Origin of the sequence: Bacillus sp. 7705b, assembly GCF_002289525.1 — a bacterium.
GTDB lineage: Bacteria > Bacillota > Bacilli > Bacillales > Bacillaceae > Bacillus > Bacillus halotolerans.
Window position 1 is genome coordinate 33,657 of the sequence record NZ_NSDH01000051.1, and the last position, 20,868, is coordinate 54,524.

21 protein-coding genes are annotated in these 20,868 nt (G+C 42.1%); 13 read left to right on the forward strand and 8 right to left on the reverse strand.

What is annotated here, in order from left to right; genetic code table 11:
- The first annotated feature begins 133 nt into the window (after nucleotides 1-133).
- From CJU60_RS19595 to sipT, 4 genes are all read left to right on the forward strand, one after another.
- Entirely contained in the window at nucleotides 134-889 is a 756-nt protein-coding gene (locus CJU60_RS19595; protein WP_024121244.1) for a DeoR/GlpR family DNA-binding transcription regulator, read from the forward strand.
- Complete coding sequence (pfkB, locus tag CJU60_RS19600; RefSeq protein ID WP_024121245.1) at nucleotides 886-1,797, forward strand: 1-phosphofructokinase; 912 nt, start codon at nucleotides 886-888, stop codon at nucleotides 1,795-1,797. Before CJU60_RS19595 ends, pfkB begins: the two co-directional genes overlap by 4 nt.
- A 14-nt stretch (nucleotides 1,798-1,811) precedes the next feature.
- Entirely contained in the window at nucleotides 1,812-3,713 is a 1,902-nt protein-coding gene (locus CJU60_RS19605) for a PTS fructose transporter subunit IIABC (protein ID WP_095714712.1), read from the forward strand.
- Nucleotides 3,714-3,855: 142 nt separating this feature from the next.
- Entirely contained in the window at nucleotides 3,856-4,437 is a 582-nt protein-coding gene (gene sipT / locus CJU60_RS19610; protein ID WP_024121247.1) for a signal peptidase I sipT, read from the forward strand.
- Nucleotides 4,438-4,472: 35 nt separating this feature from the next.
- Here the strand turns inward: sipT and CJU60_RS19615 are convergent, their stop codons facing one another.
- Entirely contained in the window at nucleotides 4,473-4,742 is a 270-nt protein-coding gene (locus tag CJU60_RS19615) for a hypothetical protein (RefSeq protein ID WP_010334087.1), read from the reverse strand.
- A 184-nt stretch (nucleotides 4,743-4,926) separates the two neighbouring features.
- On the opposite strand from CJU60_RS19615, the gene CJU60_RS19620 reads away from it, so the two are divergent.
- Entirely contained in the window at nucleotides 4,927-6,546 is a 1,620-nt protein-coding gene (locus tag CJU60_RS19620; protein ID WP_024121248.1) for an ABC-F family ATP-binding cassette domain-containing protein, read from the forward strand.
- Nucleotides 6,547-6,606: 60 nt separating this feature from the next.
- Nucleotides 6,607-7,518, forward strand: coding sequence for a ketopantoate reductase family protein (locus CJU60_RS19625; RefSeq protein WP_095714713.1), 912 nt, complete (start codon nucleotides 6,607-6,609; stop codon nucleotides 7,516-7,518).
- Between the two features lie 27 nt (nucleotides 7,519-7,545).
- Here the strand turns inward: CJU60_RS19625 and CJU60_RS19630 are convergent, their stop codons facing one another.
- The 3 genes from CJU60_RS19630 to mreBH all read right to left on the reverse strand — a co-directional run bounded on the left by CJU60_RS19630 (nucleotide 7,546) and on the right by mreBH (nucleotide 10,133).
- Nucleotides 7,546-8,778: an aminopeptidase gene (locus CJU60_RS19630; protein ID WP_095714722.1), complete on the reverse strand. Its 1,233-nt coding sequence runs from the start codon at nucleotides 8,776-8,778 to the stop codon at nucleotides 7,546-7,548.
- Between the two features lie 113 nt (nucleotides 8,779-8,891).
- Entirely contained in the window at nucleotides 8,892-9,023 is a 132-nt protein-coding gene (locus tag CJU60_RS19635) for a protein YkpC (RefSeq protein WP_024121251.1), read from the reverse strand.
- A gap of 102 nt (nucleotides 9,024-9,125) precedes the next feature.
- Entirely contained in the window at nucleotides 9,126-10,133 is a 1,008-nt protein-coding gene (gene mreBH / locus CJU60_RS19640; protein ID WP_024121252.1) for a cell shape-determining protein MreBH, read from the reverse strand.
- A 281-nt stretch (nucleotides 10,134-10,414) separates the two neighbouring features.
- Here mreBH and abhA point away from each other — a divergent pair, with 281 nt between their 5' ends.
- The 5 genes from abhA to ade all read left to right on the forward strand — a co-directional run bounded on the left by abhA (nucleotide 10,415) and on the right by ade (nucleotide 15,643).
- On the forward strand, nucleotides 10,415-10,693 hold the full coding sequence (gene abhA, locus CJU60_RS19645) for a transcriptional regulator AbhA (RefSeq protein ID WP_095714714.1): 279 nt from the start codon (nucleotides 10,415-10,417) through the stop codon (nucleotides 10,691-10,693).
- Nucleotides 10,694-10,883: 190 nt separating this feature from the next.
- Nucleotides 10,884-12,170: a two-component sensor histidine kinase KinC gene (kinC, locus tag CJU60_RS19650; RefSeq protein WP_095714715.1), complete on the forward strand. Its 1,287-nt coding sequence runs from the start codon at nucleotides 10,884-10,886 to the stop codon at nucleotides 12,168-12,170.
- Between the two features lie 15 nt (nucleotides 12,171-12,185).
- Nucleotides 12,186-13,016, forward strand: a complete 831-nt coding sequence (locus tag CJU60_RS19655; RefSeq protein ID WP_095714716.1) for a gamma-glutamylcyclotransferase family protein — start codon at nucleotides 12,186-12,188, stop codon at nucleotides 13,014-13,016.
- A 71-nt stretch (nucleotides 13,017-13,087) separates the two neighbouring features.
- On the forward strand, nucleotides 13,088-13,753 hold the full coding sequence (gene ktrC / locus CJU60_RS19660) for a Ktr system potassium transporter KtrC (protein ID WP_010334094.1): 666 nt from the start codon (nucleotides 13,088-13,090) through the stop codon (nucleotides 13,751-13,753).
- A gap of 156 nt (nucleotides 13,754-13,909) precedes the next feature.
- Nucleotides 13,910-15,643, forward strand: a complete 1,734-nt coding sequence (gene ade / locus CJU60_RS19665) for an adenine deaminase (RefSeq protein WP_095714717.1) — start codon at nucleotides 13,910-13,912, stop codon at nucleotides 15,641-15,643.
- A gap of 33 nt (nucleotides 15,644-15,676) precedes the next feature.
- Here the strand turns inward: ade and rnjA are convergent, their stop codons facing one another.
- Together rnjA and rnpZA are read right to left on the reverse strand one after the other, a co-directional pair.
- Nucleotides 15,677-17,344: a ribonuclease J1 gene (gene rnjA / locus CJU60_RS19670; RefSeq protein ID WP_010334096.1), complete on the reverse strand. Its 1,668-nt coding sequence runs from the start codon at nucleotides 17,342-17,344 to the stop codon at nucleotides 15,677-15,679.
- Nucleotides 17,345-17,349: 5 nt separating this feature from the next.
- On the reverse strand, nucleotides 17,350-17,559 hold the full coding sequence (gene rnpZA / locus CJU60_RS19675; protein ID WP_010334097.1) for an RNA polymerase subunit omega 1: 210 nt from the start codon (nucleotides 17,557-17,559) through the stop codon (nucleotides 17,350-17,352).
- Between the two features lie 382 nt (nucleotides 17,560-17,941).
- Between rnpZA and CJU60_RS19680 the strand changes: the two genes are divergently transcribed.
- Nucleotides 17,942-18,715, forward strand: a complete 774-nt coding sequence (locus CJU60_RS19680; RefSeq protein WP_010334098.1) for a Cof-type HAD-IIB family hydrolase — start codon at nucleotides 17,942-17,944, stop codon at nucleotides 18,713-18,715.
- A 41-nt stretch (nucleotides 18,716-18,756) separates the two neighbouring features.
- Here CJU60_RS19680 and def read toward each other — a convergent pair whose 3' ends face one another.
- Together def and CJU60_RS19690 are read right to left on the reverse strand one after the other, a co-directional pair.
- On the reverse strand, nucleotides 18,757-19,311 hold the full coding sequence (gene def / locus CJU60_RS19685; RefSeq protein ID WP_095714718.1) for a peptide deformylase: 555 nt from the start codon (nucleotides 19,309-19,311) through the stop codon (nucleotides 18,757-18,759).
- Between the two features lie 112 nt (nucleotides 19,312-19,423).
- Nucleotides 19,424-19,576 carry a YjcZ family sporulation protein gene (locus CJU60_RS19690; RefSeq protein WP_010334100.1) on the reverse strand — a complete coding sequence of 51 codons (153 nt, stop codon included), beginning with the start codon at nucleotides 19,574-19,576 and terminating at the stop codon, nucleotides 19,424-19,426.
- A gap of 218 nt (nucleotides 19,577-19,794) precedes the next feature.
- On the opposite strand from CJU60_RS19690, the gene CJU60_RS19695 reads away from it, so the two are divergent.
- Nucleotides 19,795-20,466: a YkyA family protein gene (locus CJU60_RS19695; RefSeq protein WP_095714719.1), complete on the forward strand. Its 672-nt coding sequence runs from the start codon at nucleotides 19,795-19,797 to the stop codon at nucleotides 20,464-20,466.
- Nucleotides 20,467-20,868: the final 402 nt, after the last annotated feature.

Below are 20,868 nucleotides of genomic sequence, written 5' to 3' on the forward strand. Positions count from 1 at the left end.
GTTAATATGGAGAAACGTGAAAGATTTTGATAGTTATTGAATGAATTTGAATGATTTTAGTTGCCTATTGTAAAAAAAGCGTTTACAATGAAAATGTATTCAAAATGAATACGTTTTCATTAGGAGGTGAAGCATGCTAACTCCTGAAAGATATCAGTTGATTATTGATCAAATAGAAAAGCGTGATGTGGTAAAGATTCAAGAGCTCATAAATCTTACAAATGCTTCTGAATCTACAATCAGAAGAGATTTATCGACGCTTGAAGAACGCGGTTTTTTAAAGCGTGTTCACGGGGGAGCTGCCAAGCTTTCCGATATCAGACTTGAACCTGATATGCTTGAAAAATCATCCAAAAACCTTCAAGACAAATTGAAGATTGCTGAAAAAGCCGCTTCACTTTTGGAGGAAGGGGATTGCATTTATCTCGATGCGGGCACGACGACTTTGCACATGATTGATTTTATGGATAAAAGCAAAGATATCGTTGTGGTCACGAACGGGGTTATGCACATCGACGCATTGATAAGGAAAGAAATATCTTTTTATCTGCTTGGAGGATATGTAAAGCACAGAACGGGTGCGGTTATCGGAGGCGCTTCACTGATTGCCATGGATCAGTACAGATTCGATAAGAGTTTTCTGGGGGCAAACGGTGTGCATACAGAGGCCGGCTTCACAACGCCTGACCCTGATGAAGCCCTTTTGAAAACGAAGGCTGTCAAACAGGCAAAACACGCTTACGTCTTAGCGGACCCTTCGAAATTTGGAGAAATTTCATTTTCGGCATTTGCCGGCATAGGTGACGCAACAATCATTACGACTGACGCTGAAGAGCTTACATTCGATAATTACCAAGAAAAAACTGTCGTAAAGGTAGTGAAACCATGATTTATACTGTAACACTTAATCCATCTGTCGATTATATTGTTCACGTTGAAGATTTTACTGTAGGAGGCCTGAACCGTTCCGCATACGATACAAAGTATCCAGGGGGAAAAGGCATCAACGTATCGAGACTGCTGAAAAGACATCATGTTCAGTCAAAAGCGCTCGGATTTATCGGCGGATTTACCGGAGAATATATCAAAACATTTTTGCGCGAAGAAAACCTGGAAACAGCTTTTTCTGAAGTAAAAGAAGATACCCGCATCAATGTGAAATTGAAAACTGGTGATGAAACGGAAATTAACGGTCAGGGACCAACGATTTCAGACGAAGATTTCAATGCCTTTTTAGAACAGTTTACATCTTTGCAAGAGGGGGATATTGTCGTTCTTGCTGGAAGCATTCCATCTTCACTGCCTCAAGATACCTATGAAAAAATCGCAGAGGCTTGCAAACAGCAGAACGCGCGTGTTGTGTTAGATATCTCTGGCGAAGCGCTTATGAAAGCAACAGAAATGAAACCGTTTTTGATGAAGCCAAACCATCACGAGCTTGGTGAAATGTTCGGAACGACGATTTCATCTGTTGAAGAAGCTGTTCCTTATGGGAAAAAGCTTGTAGAACAAGGCGCTGAGCATGTAATCGTATCCATGGCCGGTGACGGAGCGCTTCTGTTTACGAAGGATGCCGTTTACTTTGCAAACGTACCAAAGGGGAAATTGATAAACTCAGTCGGAGCAGGAGATTCTGTCGTTGCAGGTTTTCTTGCCGGTGTTTCCAAGCAGCTGCCGCTTGAAGAGGCATTCCGCTTAGGAGTTACATCAGGCAGCGCTACCGCGTTTTCTGAGGAACTTGGTACAGAAGAATTTGTCCAGCAGCTTCTTCCTGAAGTTAAGGTCACACGTCTATAGAGGAGGAAACAAAAGTGAAAATAACTGAGCTTTTAACGAAGCATACGATAAAGCTTAATATTGAAAGCAAAGAAAAAGAAAACGTTATTGACGAAATGGTCACAGTTCTTGATAAGGCTGGAAAATTAAATGACAGACAAGCCTACAAAGAAGCCATTTTAAATCGTGAAAGCCAAAGTTCAACGGGTATCGGTGAAGGAATCGCTATTCCGCATGCGAAAACGGCAAGCGTTATCAACCCGGCGATTGCGTTTGGGCGTTCAAAAGACGGTGTCGATTATGAATCACTAGACGGCCAGCCGGCACACTTGGTCTTCATGATTGCAGCGACTGAAGGTGCAAACAACACTCACCTTGAAGCACTGTCAAGACTGTCTACGCTGTTAATGCGTGAAGAAATTCGCAAACAGCTGCTTGAAGCTGAATCAGAAGACGCGATTATTGACATTATCAATCAGCATGATAAAGATGATGACGAAGAGGAAGAAGAAGAAACGGCACCAGCACCAGCCGGAAAAGGTAAAATCCTAGCGGTTACAGCTTGTCCGACAGGTATTGCCCATACTTTCATGGCAGCGGATGCCCTTAAAGAAAAAGCGAAAGAGCTTGGTGTTGAGATTAAGGTTGAAACAAATGGTTCAAGCGGTATTAAGCACAAGTTAACTGCTCAAGAAATTGAAGATGCACCTGCAATCATTGTCGCAGCGGACAAGCAGGTTGAAATGGAGCGCTTTAAAGGCAAACGCGTGCTTCAGGTTCCAGTAACGGCAGGTATCAGACGTCCGCAAGAGCTTATCGAAAAAGCGGTGAATCAAGACGCACCGATTTATCAAGGCAGCGGCGGCGGTTCTTCTGCTCAAAGTGATGAAAATGAACCAAAAGCCAAATCTGGCGGCATTGGAAACGCGTTTTATAAGCACCTTATGAGCGGTGTCAGCAACATGCTTCCATTCGTAGTGGGCGGCGGTATACTCGTTGCAATTTCATTCTTCTGGGGTATCCATTCTTCAGATCCGAATGATCCTAGCTACAATACGTTTGCTGCAGCATTGAACTTTATCGGCGGCGACAATGCATTAAAACTGATTGTTGCAGTTCTGGCCGGCTTTATCGCGATGAGTATTGCAGATCGTCCGGGATTTGCTCCTGGTATGGTCGGCGGGTTTATGGCCACTCAAGCGAATGCTGGATTCTTAGGCGGTTTGATTGCCGGATTCCTTGCTGGTTATGTCGTGATTTTATTGAAAAAAGTATTTGTGTTTATCCCTCAGTCACTTGATGGATTGAAGCCTGTATTGATTTATCCGCTGTTTGGTATTTTTATCACTGGCGTATTAATGCAATTTGTAATCAATACACCTGTAGCAGCATTCATGAATTTCTTAACAGACTGGCTTCAAAGCCTTGGTACTGGAAACTTGGTGTTAATGGGTATTATTTTAGGCGGTATGATGGCGATCGACATGGGCGGTCCGCTTAATAAAGCAGCCTTCACGTTCGGTATCGCGATGATTGATGCAGGCAACTATGCGCCTCATGCAGCGATCATGGCCGGCGGTATGGTTCCTCCGCTAGGTATCGCACTTGCAACAACAATTTTCAGAAACAAGTTCTCTCAGCGTGACCGTGAAGCAGGTATTACATGCTACTTCATGGGTGCGGCATTCGTAACAGAAGGCGCAATCCCGTTTGCTGCGGCTGATCCGCTTCGCGTAATTCCAGCGGCTGTGGTCGGTGCAGCGGTTGCCGGCGGATTAACTGAATTCTTCCGTGTAACCCTTCCTGCACCTCACGGGGGCATATTCGTAGCCTTTATTACAAACCATCCGCTCCTTTACTTATTAAGTATTGTAATTGGTGCTGTGGTTATGGCGATTATCCTAGGTATCGTGAAAAAACCTGTAACTGAAAAATAAGGAAAAAAGCGTCCTGTTACTAAAGGACGCTTTTTCTCTATCTTCTCGCGGCAGCGCGGTTAAGTTATGTATTTTATAATAAATTATGATAAAGTAAAAGAAGGGAAACAACTGACATAGCAATCGTCTAGGAGGAAACACTTTGACCGAAGAAAATCAAACAAAAACTGAAAAAGCGGGGAAGAAAAAAACCAATACGTATTGGGAATGGGGAAAAGCAATTGTCATTGCTGTCCTGCTGGCACTCATTATCCGCCACTTCCTATTTGAACCGTATTTAGTCGAAGGTTCATCTATGTACCCCACTTTACATGACGGCGAAAGACTGTTTGTCAATAAAACGGTACACTATATCGGTGAGCTGGAGCGGGGAGATATCGTCATTATCAATGGTGAGACTTCAAAAATCCATTACGTCAAACGATTGATCGGTAAGCCTGGAGAAACCGTGGAAATGAAGGATGACACGCTTTATATAAACGGAAAAAAAGTTGCCGAGCCTTATTTGTCTAAAAATAAAAAAGAGGCAGAAAAGCTTGGTGTCAGTCTTACAGGCGACTTTGGCCCGGTGAAAGTACCGAAAGGCAAATATTTCGTCATGGGGGATAACCGGCTAAACTCCATGGACAGCAGAAATGGCCTAGGACTGATTGCGGAAGATCGGATTGTGGGTACGTCGAAGTTTGTATTTTTCCCGTTTAATGAAATGCGCCAAACCAAATAAAAACGCCTTGCTGGCCTTTGGACAGCAGGCGTTTTTTAATTGGAAAAAGAAGCGACTAATGCAATGCATAATACAGTGACAAATACTGAACCGATAATGGCCAGCACACTGAAGAAAAGATGCACTTGCTTGTTCTCTTTGCCGCGTTTTTCTAATAACCGTTTAGAGAAGATATGTGAGAAGATATAAATCAGGGCGATCCCGATATATAAGCCGATATCTTTGGCGGTAAAGCCAGTTACGGCAAGATAAAAGCCTGTAAAAAAGATCAATAAGCAATATTCAGTCAGTGTTAAAAGCCTCAATGTGTTCCTCCGAGTAAGAATGTATGATTTTCCATCTGGATGCATCCTCTTTGCCTTCAATTGTACCACAGCTTTTCCCTTTTAGTGTAGAAGTGTTTCTGCCTGCTTTTATCAGGGAAGCATTTCTCTTGTCTTCCATTCATGGTATACTTTTAATGATGATAGACATGATGGAGGATATTAAATGATTGCTGTAAATAATGTGAGCTTGCGCTTTGCGGATCGCAAGTTATTTGAAGATGTAAATATTAAATTTACCCCAGGCAACTGCTACGGGTTAATTGGTGCCAATGGTGCTGGTAAATCAACGTTTCTGAAAGTGTTATCAGGAGAAATTGAGCCTCAGACAGGCGATGTTCATATGAGTCCTGGCGAGCGTCTTGCCATCCTGAAACAGAACCACTTTGAGTACGAAGAGTATGAAGTGCTAAAAGTTGTAATTATGGGACATAAGCGTTTATACGAGGTCATGCAGGAGAAAGACGCAATTTACATGAAGCCTGATTTCTCGGATGAAGACGGAATTCGTGCGGCAGAGCTCGAAGGTGAATTTGCAGAGCTGAACGGATGGGAAGCAGAAAGTGAAGCTGCGATCCTTCTAAAAGGTCTCGGCATCTCAGAAGATCTTCACACGAAGAAGATGGAAGACCTTGGCGGTTCCGAAAAAGTGAAAGTTCTCTTGGCTCAGGCATTATTCGGCAAGCCCGATGTTCTGCTTCTTGATGAGCCGACGAACCACTTGGACCTTCAGGCAATTCAGTGGCTGGAAGAGTTTCTGATTAACTTTGAAAACACTGTGATTGTTGTATCCCATGACCGTCACTTTTTAAATAAAGTGTGTACACATATTGCTGACCTTGATTTTAACAAAATCCAAATCTACGTCGGAAACTATGATTTCTGGTATGAATCAAGCCAGCTTGCTTTGAAGCTTTCTCAAGAAGCGAACAAGAAAAAAGAAGAGCAAATTAAACAGCTTCAAGAGTTTGTGGCCAGATTCAGCGCAAATGCGTCTAAATCAAAACAGGCGACTTCAAGAAAGAAACTTCTTGATAAAATTTCTCTTGATGATATTAAACCGTCTTCACGCCGTTATCCTTACGTCAACTTCACACCGGAACGAGAAATCGGTAATGATGTTCTCCGGGTAGAAGGATTAACGAAAACAATTGACGGTGTAAAAGTTCTCGACAATGTCAGCTTTATTATGAATAGAGAAGATAAAATTGCTTTTACAGGACGTAATGAATTGGCTGTTACTACTTTGTTCAAAATCATTTCCGGGGAAATGGAAGCTGACAGCGGAACATTTAAATGGGGCGTGACGACATCTCAAGCGTACTTCCCTAAAGACAACAGCGAATATTTTGAAGGCAGTGATTTAAATCTTGTAGACTGGCTTCGCCAATATTCTCCTCATGATCAAAGTGAGAGCTTTTTACGCGGCTTCTTAGGACGCATGCTGTTTTCCGGTGAAGAAGTACACAAAAAAGCAAATGTTTTATCCGGGGGAGAAAAGGTTCGCTGCATGCTTTCGAAAGCAATGCTTTCTGGCGCCAATATTTTAATTTTGGATGAACCGACCAACCACTTAGACCTAGAATCTATTACAGCGCTCAATAATGGCTTAATCAGCTTTAAAGGCGCTATGCTGTTTACATCACATGACCACCAGTTTGTACAGACGATTGCCAACAGAATCATAGAGATTACGCCTAATGGCATTGTTGACAAGCAAATGAGCTATGACGAGTTCCTTGAAAATGCTGATGTGCAGAAAAAACTTGCTGAACTATACGCGTAATAAAAAAAGCAGAGAATTCTCTGCTTTTTTTTGTACATAGAAAAGAAAGGGGACATTAACTTGAAATTTTTAATTGCCGGAGCAGGTGGAGTAGGCGGTTATATTGGCGGACGGCTTGCAGAGAAAGGGAATGCGGTGACGTTTCTTGTCCGCCAAAAAAGAGCTGAACAGTTAAAACAAACGGGGCTAGTTATTCATAGTGAAAAGGGTGACGTGTCCTTTCAGCCCGCAGTAATCACTGCAGGAGAAAAAGAACAGTTTGATGTGATCATCATCGCTTCTAAAGCATATTCACTCGGTCAGGTGATTAGTGATGTCAAACCTTTTGTCCACAGTGAATCAGTTATTATTCCTTTCTTAAACGGTTATCGTCACTACGAGCAGCTGTTTACGGCATTTTCGAAAGATCAGGTGCTGGGCGGGCTGTGCTTCATAGAAAGTGCTTTAAACAATCTGGGAGAAATCAACCATACAAGTGCGTCGCATCGTTTTGTGTTCGGTGAATGGAACGGTGAGCGCACGGAACGGATAAAAGAGCTTGAGGAAGCATTTGCAGGAGTGAAGGCAGAGGTCATCATTAGCGGGCATATTGAGAAAGACATCTGGAAAAAATATCTGTTTATTGCAGCACAAGCAGGAATGACAACCTTATTTCAAAGACCGCTTGGACCAATCCTTGAAACAGAGAGCGGGCGGCACACTGCGCGAACACTCATTGGGGAAATCGGCATGATCTTGCGCAAGGAAGGAGTTCCGGCTGATCCAGAACTTGAAGAAGACAGCTTCCGCACAATGACAAGCATGTCTTATCATATGAAATCCTCCATGCTTCGTGATATGGAAAATGGCCAAACGACTGAAGGAGATCATCTGCACGGCTTTTTGCTTGATAAAGCAAAGCGTTTGTCTCTTTCAACACCAATATTAGAAACAGTTTATGCCAATCTGCAAATGTATGAAGCACAAAAATAAGAAGGAGGCGAAAGCCTCCTTCTTTATTTAAAAAGCCCAATTTCCATTTCTAAAGATAGGTTCTCTTTTTCCGTCTTCAGTAATTCCATCAATGTTCATATCCTTAGAACCAACCATAAAGTCTACGTGGGTAATGCTTTCATTTAAGCCTTCTTTGACAAGCTCTTCGCGAGACATCTGTTTTCCGCCCTCAATGTTAAAAGCATAGGCACTGCCGATCGCCAGATGATTTGACGCATTTTCATCAAATAAAGTGTTGTAAAAAAGAATATTTGACTGTGAAATAGCCGAATCGTACGGGACAAGAGCTACCTCACCAAGATAGTGAGAGCCTTCATCTGTTTCGACCAATTCTTTTAAAATGTCTTCTCCTTTTTCGGCTTTAATGTCAACAATACGGCCGTTTTTGAATGTGAGCGTGAAGTTTTCGATAATGTTCCCGCCGTAGCTTAGCGGTTTTGTGCTCGATACAAATCCGTCTACCCCGTCTTTTTGCGGCAGTGTGAATACTTCTTCTGTCGGCATATTGGCCATAAATTCATGTCCGCTTTCATTTACGCTTCCGGCACCTGCCCAAACGTGTTTTTTCGGCAGCTTGATTGTTAAATCAGTTCCTTCTGCTTGGTAATGTAAAGCAGCATAATGTTTTTGGTTCAAACGATCAACTTTTTCATGAAGGTTTTGATCATGATTGATCCACGCTTGAACCGGATTTTCTTCGTTTACGCGTGTGGCTTTAAAAATTTCTTCCCACAGAAGCTGTGTCGCTTCCTCTTCTGATTTGCCAGGGAATACTTTCTGAGCCCAACCTGCTGATGCAGCACCGACGACAGTCCAGCTCACTTTATCAGATTGAATGTATTGTCTGTATGTATGTAACGCTTTGCCTGCAGCTTTTTGGAAGGCGGCAATCCGTTTGGAATCTACACCTTGCAGTAAATCTGGGTTTGAGGATACGACTGAAATGAAAGCAGCTCCTTTTTTGGCAAGCTCTTCTCTGCCTTTCGCTTCCCATTCAGGATACTCTTCAAAGGCTTCAAACGGCGCCAGTTCATATTTTAATTTGGCCACTTCGTCATCCTGCCAATTCACTGTTACATTTTTTGCGCCTTTTTCATATGCATGTTTTACAATCAGACGGACGAAATCGCGTACCTCCGTCGAAGCATTTACCACCACATACTGGCCTTTTTGGACATTAACCCCGACCTCAACCGCCAGCTGGGCATATGTATTTAGTTTCTCTGAAAATGTATCCATCAATCTTTCCTCCTCGTGCTTTTTTCTCATCATATCAAATAATCTCCTATAAAGAAAAGAAAGGAGTGCAAAGAGAAAAACCCAAAACAAAATGGTTTTGGGCTTTTCAACACTTATGGATGATTCATTTTTACAGTACCTTCAGGCGCATGAGGCATGTTTGCCAGTGAAATGCTCATGCCTCCAAGAATGATTCCGCTCAAAATGGCTGCAATCGCTACCCGTCTTCCTAAATCTCTAAGCATCTGTTTCCTCCTTATCGTTTCTCCATTTCCCACAATATGAAGCGAGAGAGGAAAAAAGAAGCAGGAATTTCAATTACTTTCTGAGATTTTGCGAGAAAAGGATTATTTAACCGCTTTTTGGAGCTTATCAATCACCTCTAAAGAACGGCCGGTGCCGATTGCCACGGATTCAAGCGGGTTTGGCGCCACGTGTACAGGTACAACGATTTCTTCTGACAGCCATTCTTTGATCCCGTTAAGAAGCGCCCCGCCTCCTGTTAAAATTACGCCGCGATCGACAATGTCTCCGCTTAATTCAGGAGGACAGTCCTCAAGTGTGGCTCTAATCGCTTCAAGAATATGAAGGAGAGATTCACGCATCGCGTTTTGAATTTCATTTGATTGAAGCATAATGGTTTTCGGTAGCCCCGTCACAAGGTCACGTCCGCGAATTTCCATTGCATCCGGCACATGCTCAATCAATGCATGGCCAATTTCCATTTTAACCTGCTCAGCTGTGCGTTCACCGATCAGCAAATTGTACTTTTTCCGCACAAAAGCAACGATATCCTCATCAAGCTGGTCTCCGCCGATTCTGATTGAATGGCAGGAGACAACGCCTCCAAAGGAAATAATCGCGACTTCCGTCGTCCCGCCGCCGATATCTACCACCACGTTAGCAACCGGCTCGTCAACCGGCAAATCCGCTCCGATTGCAGCTGCCACCGGTTCTTCAATTAAATGGACGTTTTTCGCTCCGCAATTTTTCACCGCGTCACTGATGGCGCGGCGTTCCACTGCAGTTGAGCCTGATGGTGTGCACACAACGACATTCGGCTTTCTGAACGACATGCCGATGCTCTTTCCGGCTTTTTTCATGATGTGCTTTAACAAATCAGTTGTCATGTCGTAGTCAGCGATAACGCCGTCCTTCATCGGTCTGACAGCGACAATTTTTCCCGGTGTTTTACCGATCATATTTTTCGCGTCAGTCCCGATCGCAAGCACTGCTTTAGTCGTTGTATCTACTGCGACAACAGAAGGTTCATTTAAGATGATTCCTTTATTTTTGCTGTAAACAAGTATATTAGCTGTTCCTAAGTCAATTCCAATTTCAGTTGATTGAAACATGTTTTCACCCAATCTTTATCCTGATTTTATATGATTCTACATTTAAAGTTTCTAAGAAAAGAAGTGATTTTTGGGGGTGTGCGTCGGGAAAGAAATGTTTTTGTAAAAAACTGCGGAAGGGTGTAACAGAAGTAATACATTTTTCGGTTTTATGGAAAAAATATCTTGCGATTCTTCAAGAAAGCGGGAAACTTTTTCTAAGTTTCGTACGTCTACGATATATTGAGGTACAACCTTGAATATTACATGAAAAAAGAAACATTTAAGGAAGAAGGGTTTTTATGAAATCAATAGGTGTTGTAAGAAAAGTAGATGAATTAGGCCGTATTGTTATGCCGATAGAGTTAAGACGGGCACTGGATATTGCTATTAAAGACAGCATTGAGTTTTTTGTCGAGGGCGATAAAATTATTTTGAAAAAGTACAAACCTCATGGCGTTTGTTTAATGACTGGGGAAATCACTTCAGAAAATAAAGAGTACGGCAACGGTAAAATTACGTTAAGCCCTGAAGGCGCACAGCTGCTTCTCGAAGAAATTCAAGCCGCTTTAAAAGAATAATATATGTTGAAAAAGGCGGAATGGTGTAATCTCCGCCTTTTTTTGCGTGCCGATTTCTGATTACCGCCGCCTAAGATATGACATCATGAACAAAAGGTAATGAATGATTTGGGATACTTTACATATTTTACTCAATTATTTGTCGAAGAATGGTACAATAAACAGAGAAACACAAGCGGCAGGTGGTCATATGAGAAAATATCAAGCACGTATCATTTCCATTATTTTGGCGATGATTTTTATTATGTTTTGGGATTATTTATTTTATTTTATAGGCAAAAACCCGATTAATTGGCCTGTTGACATTGTGTATACAGCAGTAACGATTTTCAGTGTCTGGATGCTGGCGTATTATGTCGATGAGAAAAAACAGCTGGTCAAGAAAATGAAAGATAATGAATGGAAGTATAAACAGCTTTCTGATGAGAAGAACCGCATCATGGATAATTTACAGGAGATCGTTTTTCAAACCAATGCAAAAGGCGAAATTACATACTTAAATCAAGCGTGGGCAGCCATCACAGGTTTTTCGATCAGTGAATGCATGGGGACAATGTATAATGATTACTTCATAAAAGAAAAGCATGTAGCTGATCACATTAATACTCAAATCAAAAACAAAGCGTCCTCGGGGATGTTTACGGCAAAATATGTGACAAAGAACGGGACGATTTTTTGGGGCGAGGTTCACTATAAACTTTACTATGACCGAGATGAGCAATTTACCGGAAGCCTGGGTACAATGTCAGACATCACTGAGCGAAAAGAGGCTGAAGATGAGCTTCTGGAAATTAATGAACGGCTTGCGAGGGAGTCGCAGAAACTGTCAATCACGAGTGAACTGGCTGCCGGCATTGCACATGAAGTCAGAAATCCTTTAACGTCCGTCAGCGGATTCCTTCAAATTATGAAAACATCATATCCGGATAGAAAAGATTATTTTGATATCATCTTTTCAGAGATTAAAAGAATTGATCTGGTGCTCGGCGAGCTGCTGCTGCTGGCAAAGCCGCAGGAAATTACATTTAAAACGCACCCAATCAATGAAATTTTGAAACAAGTCACGACATTGCTTGATACGAATGCCATATTGTCCAATATTGCTATAGAAAAGAATTTTGGTGAGACGGAAGCCTGTATGATTAAAGGGGACGAAAACCAGCTGAAGCAGGTTTTTATCAATATTATCAAAAATGGAATTGAAGCAATGCCAAAAGGCGGTGTCGTAACGATTTCCACTGCTAAAACAGCTTCACACGTCGTAATAAGCGTAAAAGATGAAGGGAACGGCATGTCACAGGAAAAGCTTGAGCAAATCGGAAAACCTTTTTATTCAACAAAGGAGAAAGGCACAGGGCTGGGGCTCGCCATTTGTTTGAGAATATTAAAGGAACATAACGGGGAATTGAAGATTGAAAGTGAAGCTGGAAAAGGCAGCATCTTTCAAGTTGTTTTGCCTTTGAAATCTGACAGCTGAGAGGGGAAAAACAAGATGAACTCGCTTCTGTTTGTATATGGGACCTTAAGGAAGCATGAAAAAAATCATCATTTGTTATCACAGTCGGCTTGTATCAGTGAGCAGGCGCGGACAAAGGGAAGTCTTTTTAATACGGCAGCCGAGGAACCCGCGGCCGTGTTTGGGGCTGATGGCTATATTTGCGGTGAGATATATGAAGCAGATGAATCGTGTATACATAAGCTTGATCTTTTTTATCAAGGCTACCACAAGAAATCTGTACATGTCGAAACTGATGCTGGAATCAAGGAAGCACTTGTATATTATATGGAAAAAGATGATTGTGCTGACTTTGTGAAAATAGGCAGCGGTGACTGGAAAGAACATCAGATGATCAGCAAATCTAAAGATCCCGTGTACTACTTTGCCTATGGATCTTGTATGGACAATGCCCGTTTTCAAAAAGCAGGGGTTGATCATTATTTTCAAGATCCAGTGGGAGGAGCTGTTTTAAAAGGGTATACAACCCGCTTTACGTTAAAAAGGCCAGACGGCTCAAGAGCGGATATCACTGAAGACGGAGGCACGACAGAAGGGGTTCTGTATCGTCTTCCTTTTTCAGCTGTCACCTATTTGTATAAAAGGGAAGGGGTTGAATCTCTTACCTATCGGCCGGCATTTGTAAACGTTGAAGCAGGGGGAAAGCTCTATACCGATTGTTTAACCTTTCTCGTCCTCCGAAAAGAAGCAGAAACAGCACCTCCTCAGCATTATCAAATCGAGATTGAACGGGGAGCGGAGCTTTATTTGACCCCGGGCTTTACTGAACGGCTTAAGCAGCATATGAATTCGCTGCCAAAAGGTTGATGAAATTAACACTGCTTCAAAAGAATATGTTAAAATTTGATCAATATGATGTTAGGTAAAGGAGCACCACTATGAAAAAAGAATTTGCCGTAATTGGTCTCGGCCGTTTTGGTGGAAGTATATGCAAAGCATTGAGCGAAGAGGGCGTCGAGGTCATGGCGATGGATATTGATGAAGATAAAGTCAACGAGTATGCCAAGATTGCATCACATGCCGTCATCGGAGACTCGACCGACGAATCTGTTCTGAAAAATTTAGGTTTGAGGAATTTTGACCACGTCATTGTTGCGATCGGTGAAAATATTCAGGCGAGTATATTAACAACTCTGATCCTCAAAGAACTGGGTGTCAATACGATTACAGTTAAGGCTCAGAACGATTATCATGAAAAAGTGCTGTCCAAAATCGGCGCGGATCACATTGTCCACCCGGAACGTGATATGGCAAAAAGAATTGCGCATAATATCGTTTCCAACAATGTACTTGATTATTTGGAGCTGTCAGAAGAGCATAGTCTTGTCGAGATCGTGGCCAACAGCCGTCTTGCCGGAAACACTCTTCTCGATTTAGATATACGGGCGAAATACGGTATTAATATTGTAGCGATTAAAAGGGGCAAGGAAGTCATCGTGTCGCCGCTTGCGACTGAAGTGATACATCAAGAAGATATTCTCATCGTCATTGGATCGGTTACGGATATTTCACGTTTTGAGAAAAGAGTTCTTCATACGAAATAGAAGAAATATAAGCCGTCCTTAGGGACGGTTTTTTCATATTATCAGAATATAACAACTTTAATGAACTAAGCGCCAATTTACTAAAATTTTATTGACTACGGATAAGCGTTCCGATAGCATATTGTACCATATAAATAAAAAAGAGGAGGGGGCCATTTGAATAAAGAAGCGCTGGTCAAAAGGCTGAATGCTTCAGCCCGCAGACAAAAAGCTGACATCGTCATTAAGAACGGGAAAATCATGGACGTATATAATCATGAGTGGATTTATGAAGATATTGCGATAACAGACGGAGTTATTGTAGGCCTCGGCCTGTATGAAGGTGAAGAAACCATTGATGCAGAGGGGCAAGTCATTGTGCCGGGATTTATTGATGGTCATGTACATATTGAGTCATCAATGGTGACACCGATCGAGTTTGCAAAAGCCGTATTGCCGAATGGCGTGACGACCATCATTACCGATCCGCATGAAATAGCGAACGTGTCCGGTCAGGAAGGGATCAAATTTATGATTGAACAGGCTCGCCAAACACCGCTGAATATCCATTTTATGCTTCCCTCCAGTGTGCCTGCCGCCAGCTTTGAGAGATCCGGTGCGGTACTTCAGGCGGCCGATTTGAAGCCATTTTACGAAGAGAAAGAGGTATTGGGTCTGGCTGAAGTGATGGATTATGTATCGGTTGAGCAGGGTGAAGCAGACATGGTTAATAAGCTGTTTGATGCCCGGAGCGCGGGGAAACGGATTGACGGACATTTAGCAGGCCTGTCAACTGATCTCATCAATATTTACAGAACCGCTTTTGTCTTGACCGATCATGAGGTAACGACGAAGGAAGAAGCGCTGGATCGTATCAGAAGAGGAATGTACGTCATGATGCGAGAAGGGTCAGTCGCCAAAAATACAATGAAAGTGCTGCCGGCTGTTAATGAAAAGAATGCGCGCCGTTTCTTTTTCTGTACTGATGATAAACACGTAGATGATTTATTGTCAGAGGGAAGTGTGAATCATCAGGTGAAAATGGCTATTCAAGCAGGTCTCGATCCGTTTTTGGCATACCAATTAGGAAGCCTGAATGCAGCGGAATGCTACGGACTAGATACAAAGGGAGCGGTTGCTCCGGGATTTGACGCCGATTTGCTCTTTATTTCAGATGTGGAAAATGTCACTGTCACAAAGACGTTGGTAAAAGGACAAACTGTTGCTGAAGATAATAAAGCAGTCTGTCAGGCACAAGCTCATACGCTAACACCAGATCCGGCGCTGCTTCATTCCGTTAACCTTGCTGCTCCTCTTTCCGAACAGGATTTTCATATGCCAATTGATCCCCAGCAGCAGATGAATGTCATTCAAATCATACCAAATCAGCTTGAAACACGCCTGATGAGTGTTCCGGCTCCGGAAGCATCCATTTTTCAGCCTGACATCGATCTTGACTTGTTAAAGATTGCAGTCGTCGAACGGCATAAGGGATTAAAAGAAACGGGACTTGGTATTGTGAATGGATTTGGTTTGAAAAGCGGGGCGATTGCAACAACGATTTCACACGATTCGCATAATATCATTGCCGTGGGGACAAATGACACCGATATCGCAACCGCAGTAAATAAGCTGCAGGAAATTGGTGGCGGATTAACAGTTATAAAAGACAGGGAAGAACTTCACTCGGTTCCTCTGCCGATTGCGGGGTTATTATCCGACCAATCTGCAGAATTGGTGAATCAAAGCTTAATGACGCTTCATGAAAAGCTCTCATTCATCGGTTTCAAAGACCGGTTTAACCCATTTTTGACGCTTTCATTTTTGGCTTTGCCTGTCATTCCTGACATCAAAATGACGACAACAGGGTTGTTTGATGTAAAGTCATTTCAGCATATAGCACTGCAATAAAAAAGATGCACTCACTTAGGAGTGCATCTTTTTTTAAACCTCCATAATGATCGGAAGGATCATTGGGCGGCGTTTCGTTTTTTCATATAAGAACGGAGCAAGCGTATCCGTGATCTCATTTTTGATTTCTGACCATTGAGTGGTTTTTCGTTCCATAACTTTTTGCAAGTGGTTTGAAATAAGCTCCTGGGCGTCATTGATCAAATCACCTGATTCTCTCATGTAAACAAACCCTCTGGAAATCAAGTCAGGGCCCGCTGAAATCTTAAAGTCATCCATATCTATGCTGACAACGACGATCACAAGACCTTCTTCAGAAAGAATTCTGCGGTCGCGAAGCACGATATTTCCAATATCACCGATACCGCTACCGTCGATGTATACTGAACCGGATGGGATTTTACCGGCAACTGAAGCTTCATCGCCTTTAAGCGCCAATACTTCACCGTTATCCATGATAAAGCAGTTTTCTTCAGGGATGCCGCAATCTGTCGCAAGCTTGACATGCATCTTTTGCATTCTGTACTCACCGTGAATCGGCATGAAGAATTTAGGCTTGATTAAACGAAGCATCAGCTTTTGTTCTTCCTGTCCGCCGTGACCGGATGTATGGATATCATTAAGAGGTCCGTGAATAACTTCGGCCCCCGCACGATACAGCTGGTTAATTGTGCGGCTCACGCTGATTGTGTTGCCCGGGATAGGGGATGAAGAAAATACGACTGTATCCCCAGGATTGATTGAAATCTGCCGATGTGTGCCGTTTGCAATTCTGGATAAAGCCGCCATCGGTTCCCCTTGGCTTCCTGTACACAGGATTGTTACTTTATTGGCAGGAATGCGATTGATTTCGTTATGTTCAATAAACGTATTTTTAGGACAGTTAATATAGCCGAGAGTTTGTCCGATTTCGATAGCCGATTCCATACTGCGTCCAAATACGGCAACTTTTCTTCCATTTAATACAGCAGCCTCAATTACCTGCTGCAAGCGGTGAATATTCGACGCAAATGTAGCGAAGATAACTCGGCCGTCCACCTTGCGGAAAATGTCATGAATGCTTTCTCCGACACGGCGTTCAGACATAGTGAACTCCGGGTTTTCACTGTTTGTGCTGTCTGAAAGGAGGCACAGAACGCCTTCTTTGCCGATTTCGGCCATTTTCGTTAAGTTTGCCGGCTCGCCGACTGGAGTAAAGTCGAATTTGAAATCTCCAGTATGTACGATGTTTCCGGGCGGCGTTTTTACAACAATACCGTAGGAATCCGGAATACTGTGTGTTGTTCTAAAGAATGACACAGCCGTTTTGCGAAATTTTACGATATCATCCTCACCGATGATGTTAAGCTTAGTCTGTCTTAATAATCCGTGCTCTTCAAGTTTATTCCGAAGTAAGCCGATCGCGAGTTTACCGCCGTAAACGGGAATATTGACTTGTCTAAGCAGGTACGGGATGCCGCCGATATGGTCTTCGTGCCCGTGAGTGATAAAAAGCCCTTTAATTTTATCTTCGTTTTTAACTAAATACGTGTAATCGGGAATGACGTAATCAATACCGAGCAGTTCGTCCTCGGGAAACTTGATCCCCGCATCAATCAGCACAATTTCATCCTGAAACTGCACCGCATACGTATTTTTACCGATTTCGCCCAGTCCTCCGAGGGCGAAAACAGCAGTCTGATCGTTTTTTACAAATTTCATACCGCTCATAACTCCAATACTTTAAAATTTTCACTCTGTTGCTCATATTCTAAAAAAGCACCGTCAACAGGTGTGATAAATTCAATATTAAATTTCTTGTCTTTCAGTTTTGTTCTGACGTCACGCTCTGATACGCCTTCAATATAAAGTGAATCTGTTTTTTCCCGAACAGGTACTTCCTCAGCTTTTTTTTGATAAAATACCTTATAAATCATCCAAATCTCTCCTTAAATGCCGTATGTTAGACTCGCCTTACTCTATTATATTCGAAAACGGAATATAAGGAAAGTCTTGAGCAAAATAAGGACCTTTGAAAAAGTGACAGATCCCTTATCAGGCAATGACTTTCCTGCGGAGCATTCCGTTCCATTGTCTTCTGAGCTTCTTTTTTAATTTCCTAAGCATAACGCAGGTCCCTCCTTCAATTGTTACTTGTCCAAGGTTGTTGTATACAAATAGTATACGGAGTTTAGCACGGACTTTTCGTGGATATTAATGGAATTTTATTTAGTTTTTGAGGGAAATGGTTTGCTGAACCGGAATCTTTTTGTATGATGAGTGTGGGAATTGCAGATTAAGACATAAAGGGGAATAACGATGGACTCAAAATTAATCTTTTTCGATATTGACGGCACGATATATGATCATGACAAAAAAATACCGGAAAGTACAAGAAAAGCGGTAGCAGAGCTTCAGCGGCAGGGACACCATGTGTTTATCGCCAGCGGGCGGTCCCCGTTTCTGGTGAAACCGATTTTAGAGGAGTTAGGCATTCACTCATTTATCTCCTACAATGGTCAGTATGTCGTCTTTGAAAAAGAAGTGATTTATAAGAATCCGCTGCCTGAAGAGGCTATCAGAAGATTGTTAAAGCAGGCGGGAGAAGGAAGCCACCCGGTTGTGTTTATGGCTGAAGATACAATGAAAGCAACTGTTGCAGACCATCCTCATGTCTTGGAGGGAATCGGCAGCCTGAAGACCGACTATCCTGAAACCGATGACCTCTTCTATGAAGGAAAAGAAATTTTTCAGCTTCTGTTGTTTTGCCAGGATGAAGAAGAAAAAGTTTATGCGGCTTTTCCTGAATTCGATCTTGTGCGCTGGCATGAGCTTTCAACTGATGTTCTGCCGCGCGGCGGATCAAAGGCAGAGGGGATTAAAAAAGTAATCGAGCGTCTTCCGTTTGATATCAGCGATACATATGCCTTCGGCGACGGATTAAATGATCTGCAAATGATTCAGTTTGTCGGAACAGGCGTTGCCATGGGGAATGCCGTTCCTGAATTAAAAGAAGTTGCGGATTTTGTAACAAAGCCCGTAGACGAGGATGGAATTGCTCATGCTGTCAAAGAATTAGGCCTGCTAAAATAAAAAAGCGGCTGGCACTTAGAGTGTCAGCCGCATATTTTCTTTTAGCGGTCAATCGCAATCGCATTTTCAGGTTCATTAAAAGGATTTTCTTTATTGATATGATCATAAAACATAACGCCATTTAAATGGTCGATTTCATGCTGAAATACAATCGCCGGAAATCCTTTTAAACGAATATCAATTTGTTCACCCTCCAGTGTTGTTCCTTTCACTCTGATACGAGCATAGCGCGGAACAAAGCCGGGAATTGCCTCATCAACTGACAGGCAGCCTTCACCGCTTGTTAAATAGCTTCTTTCAACGGAATGGCTGACGATCTTTGGATTAAACAATGCATAGCTGTATAACTTCCCGGAAGCATCTTCTGCATGGACTGCGATCATCCGTTTATTAATATTAATTTGAGGAGCCGCGAGTCCCACGCCGGGACGCAGCTTATATTTTTCAGCTAATTCCGGATTTTGGCTGTTTTTTACGAATTCAATCATATTTGCCAGCTGCTGTTTTTCTTCTTCTGTGGCAGGCAGCCCGACAGGCTCTGCTGTCACTCTTAGGGCAGGGTGGCCGTCGCGCACGATGTTTTCCATAGTAATCAAGAAACTTCACTCCTAAAGCTTAATATGTAAATTATATCGGATTTCTTCGTAAAGGTGCAACGAAACAAATGACCAGCCGTAAATGGCTGGTCAGTGTTTTACTGTGTAATGATTAACAGCCTCCGCCTAAATAAGCAGCTCCGACAATGATTAACAGAATGAATAAAACAACAATTAACGCAAATGTGCGGCCATATCCTGCTCCGCCATATCCGTAACCATAACTGCAGCAGCCTCCGCCGTAACCATATCCATAACCGTACATGAACATAACCTCCTCTTTTAATTACGCCAGAGCCTTGTAGTAGGCATAGCGTCTACAATAACCTATGTAAAAACAAAAAAGTTGTATGGTCATCTGTCCTGATTTTTCACGATTTAGATTTGATTTTTTGTTCAGCAAACCATGAGATAACCATCTGGCTATTGTCAAATATCTTTATGGATTCTATAGTAGAAAATGTCAAGATTGGGGGATTTAACGTGAAAGACAGAATAAAACGGCGACACGGTGTGAAAATCGGAGCCTTTTGCGCTTTGAGTTTACTTTTAACCGGGTGTGTGGGACAGGATCCGCTGGACTCACTTCATGACTCATTAGAAAAAGTCGCTGATCTAGAAAAGCCGTTTCAAGAAGAACAGAAAACGCTCGAGGAATTAGAGAAAAAAGAACATGCTCTTTACAATGATGTCATCAAGCTTAATATGGATGATTATAAAAAAATCGTTTCTTTATCAAATGAGGCGTTAGAGAATGTAAATAAACGTGAAGAACATCTAAAGCTTGAAAATGAGAGCATCGAGAAATCCGAATCAGAATTTGAGGAAGCAAAAAAATCCGCTGAAACTATTAAGGATAGACACATAAAGAAAAAGGCTGAGACTGCGGCAGATCATATGGAAAAAAGATATGCAGCATACAGCTCTATGTCTGAAGAATATGAAAAAGCCATTAAACTTGATAAAAAACTGTATAAGCTTCTGAAAGACAAAGACTTGACGCTGGATAAGCTTGAAAAGCAGATCGAAAAAGCAAATGCTTCTTATAAAAAAGTCCTTAAACAAAGCGGAGAATTTGATGTGCAAACGGAGAAATATAATAAAGCCCGCGAAGATTTATATGACGCCGCAGGCTATCACATAAAAAAGAGCTGACTATGATCAGCTCTTTTTTTAAATTCTATTCAAAATTTAAATTTCTATTGTAGTACAGTGTGATAGGTTATACTAGTACAGTTTGAGGTGCAGGTTGCATCTGTTTTTTTATAGAAAATGTAAAGCGAATACATTTATTGAAAATCAGCGATGAAAACGATTGACGGTTCTTCTTTATATGGTGTAAACTAATCCATGTTAAGCGGTGTTGTATTAGTTTTTTACAACTTCGAAATAATACAGTTCAAAGCAGAGTGTAACTATCCTACATAAATGGTTTCGGCAAACTGGGGATCGGCTAAAATATATACGACTTGCTGCTGATACTTTAGGGTACCCTAAGTTTGTATGTATAAAAGGAATGCACGTCTAATGACTGTTTAAAAGAAAGGAAGAGGTGAC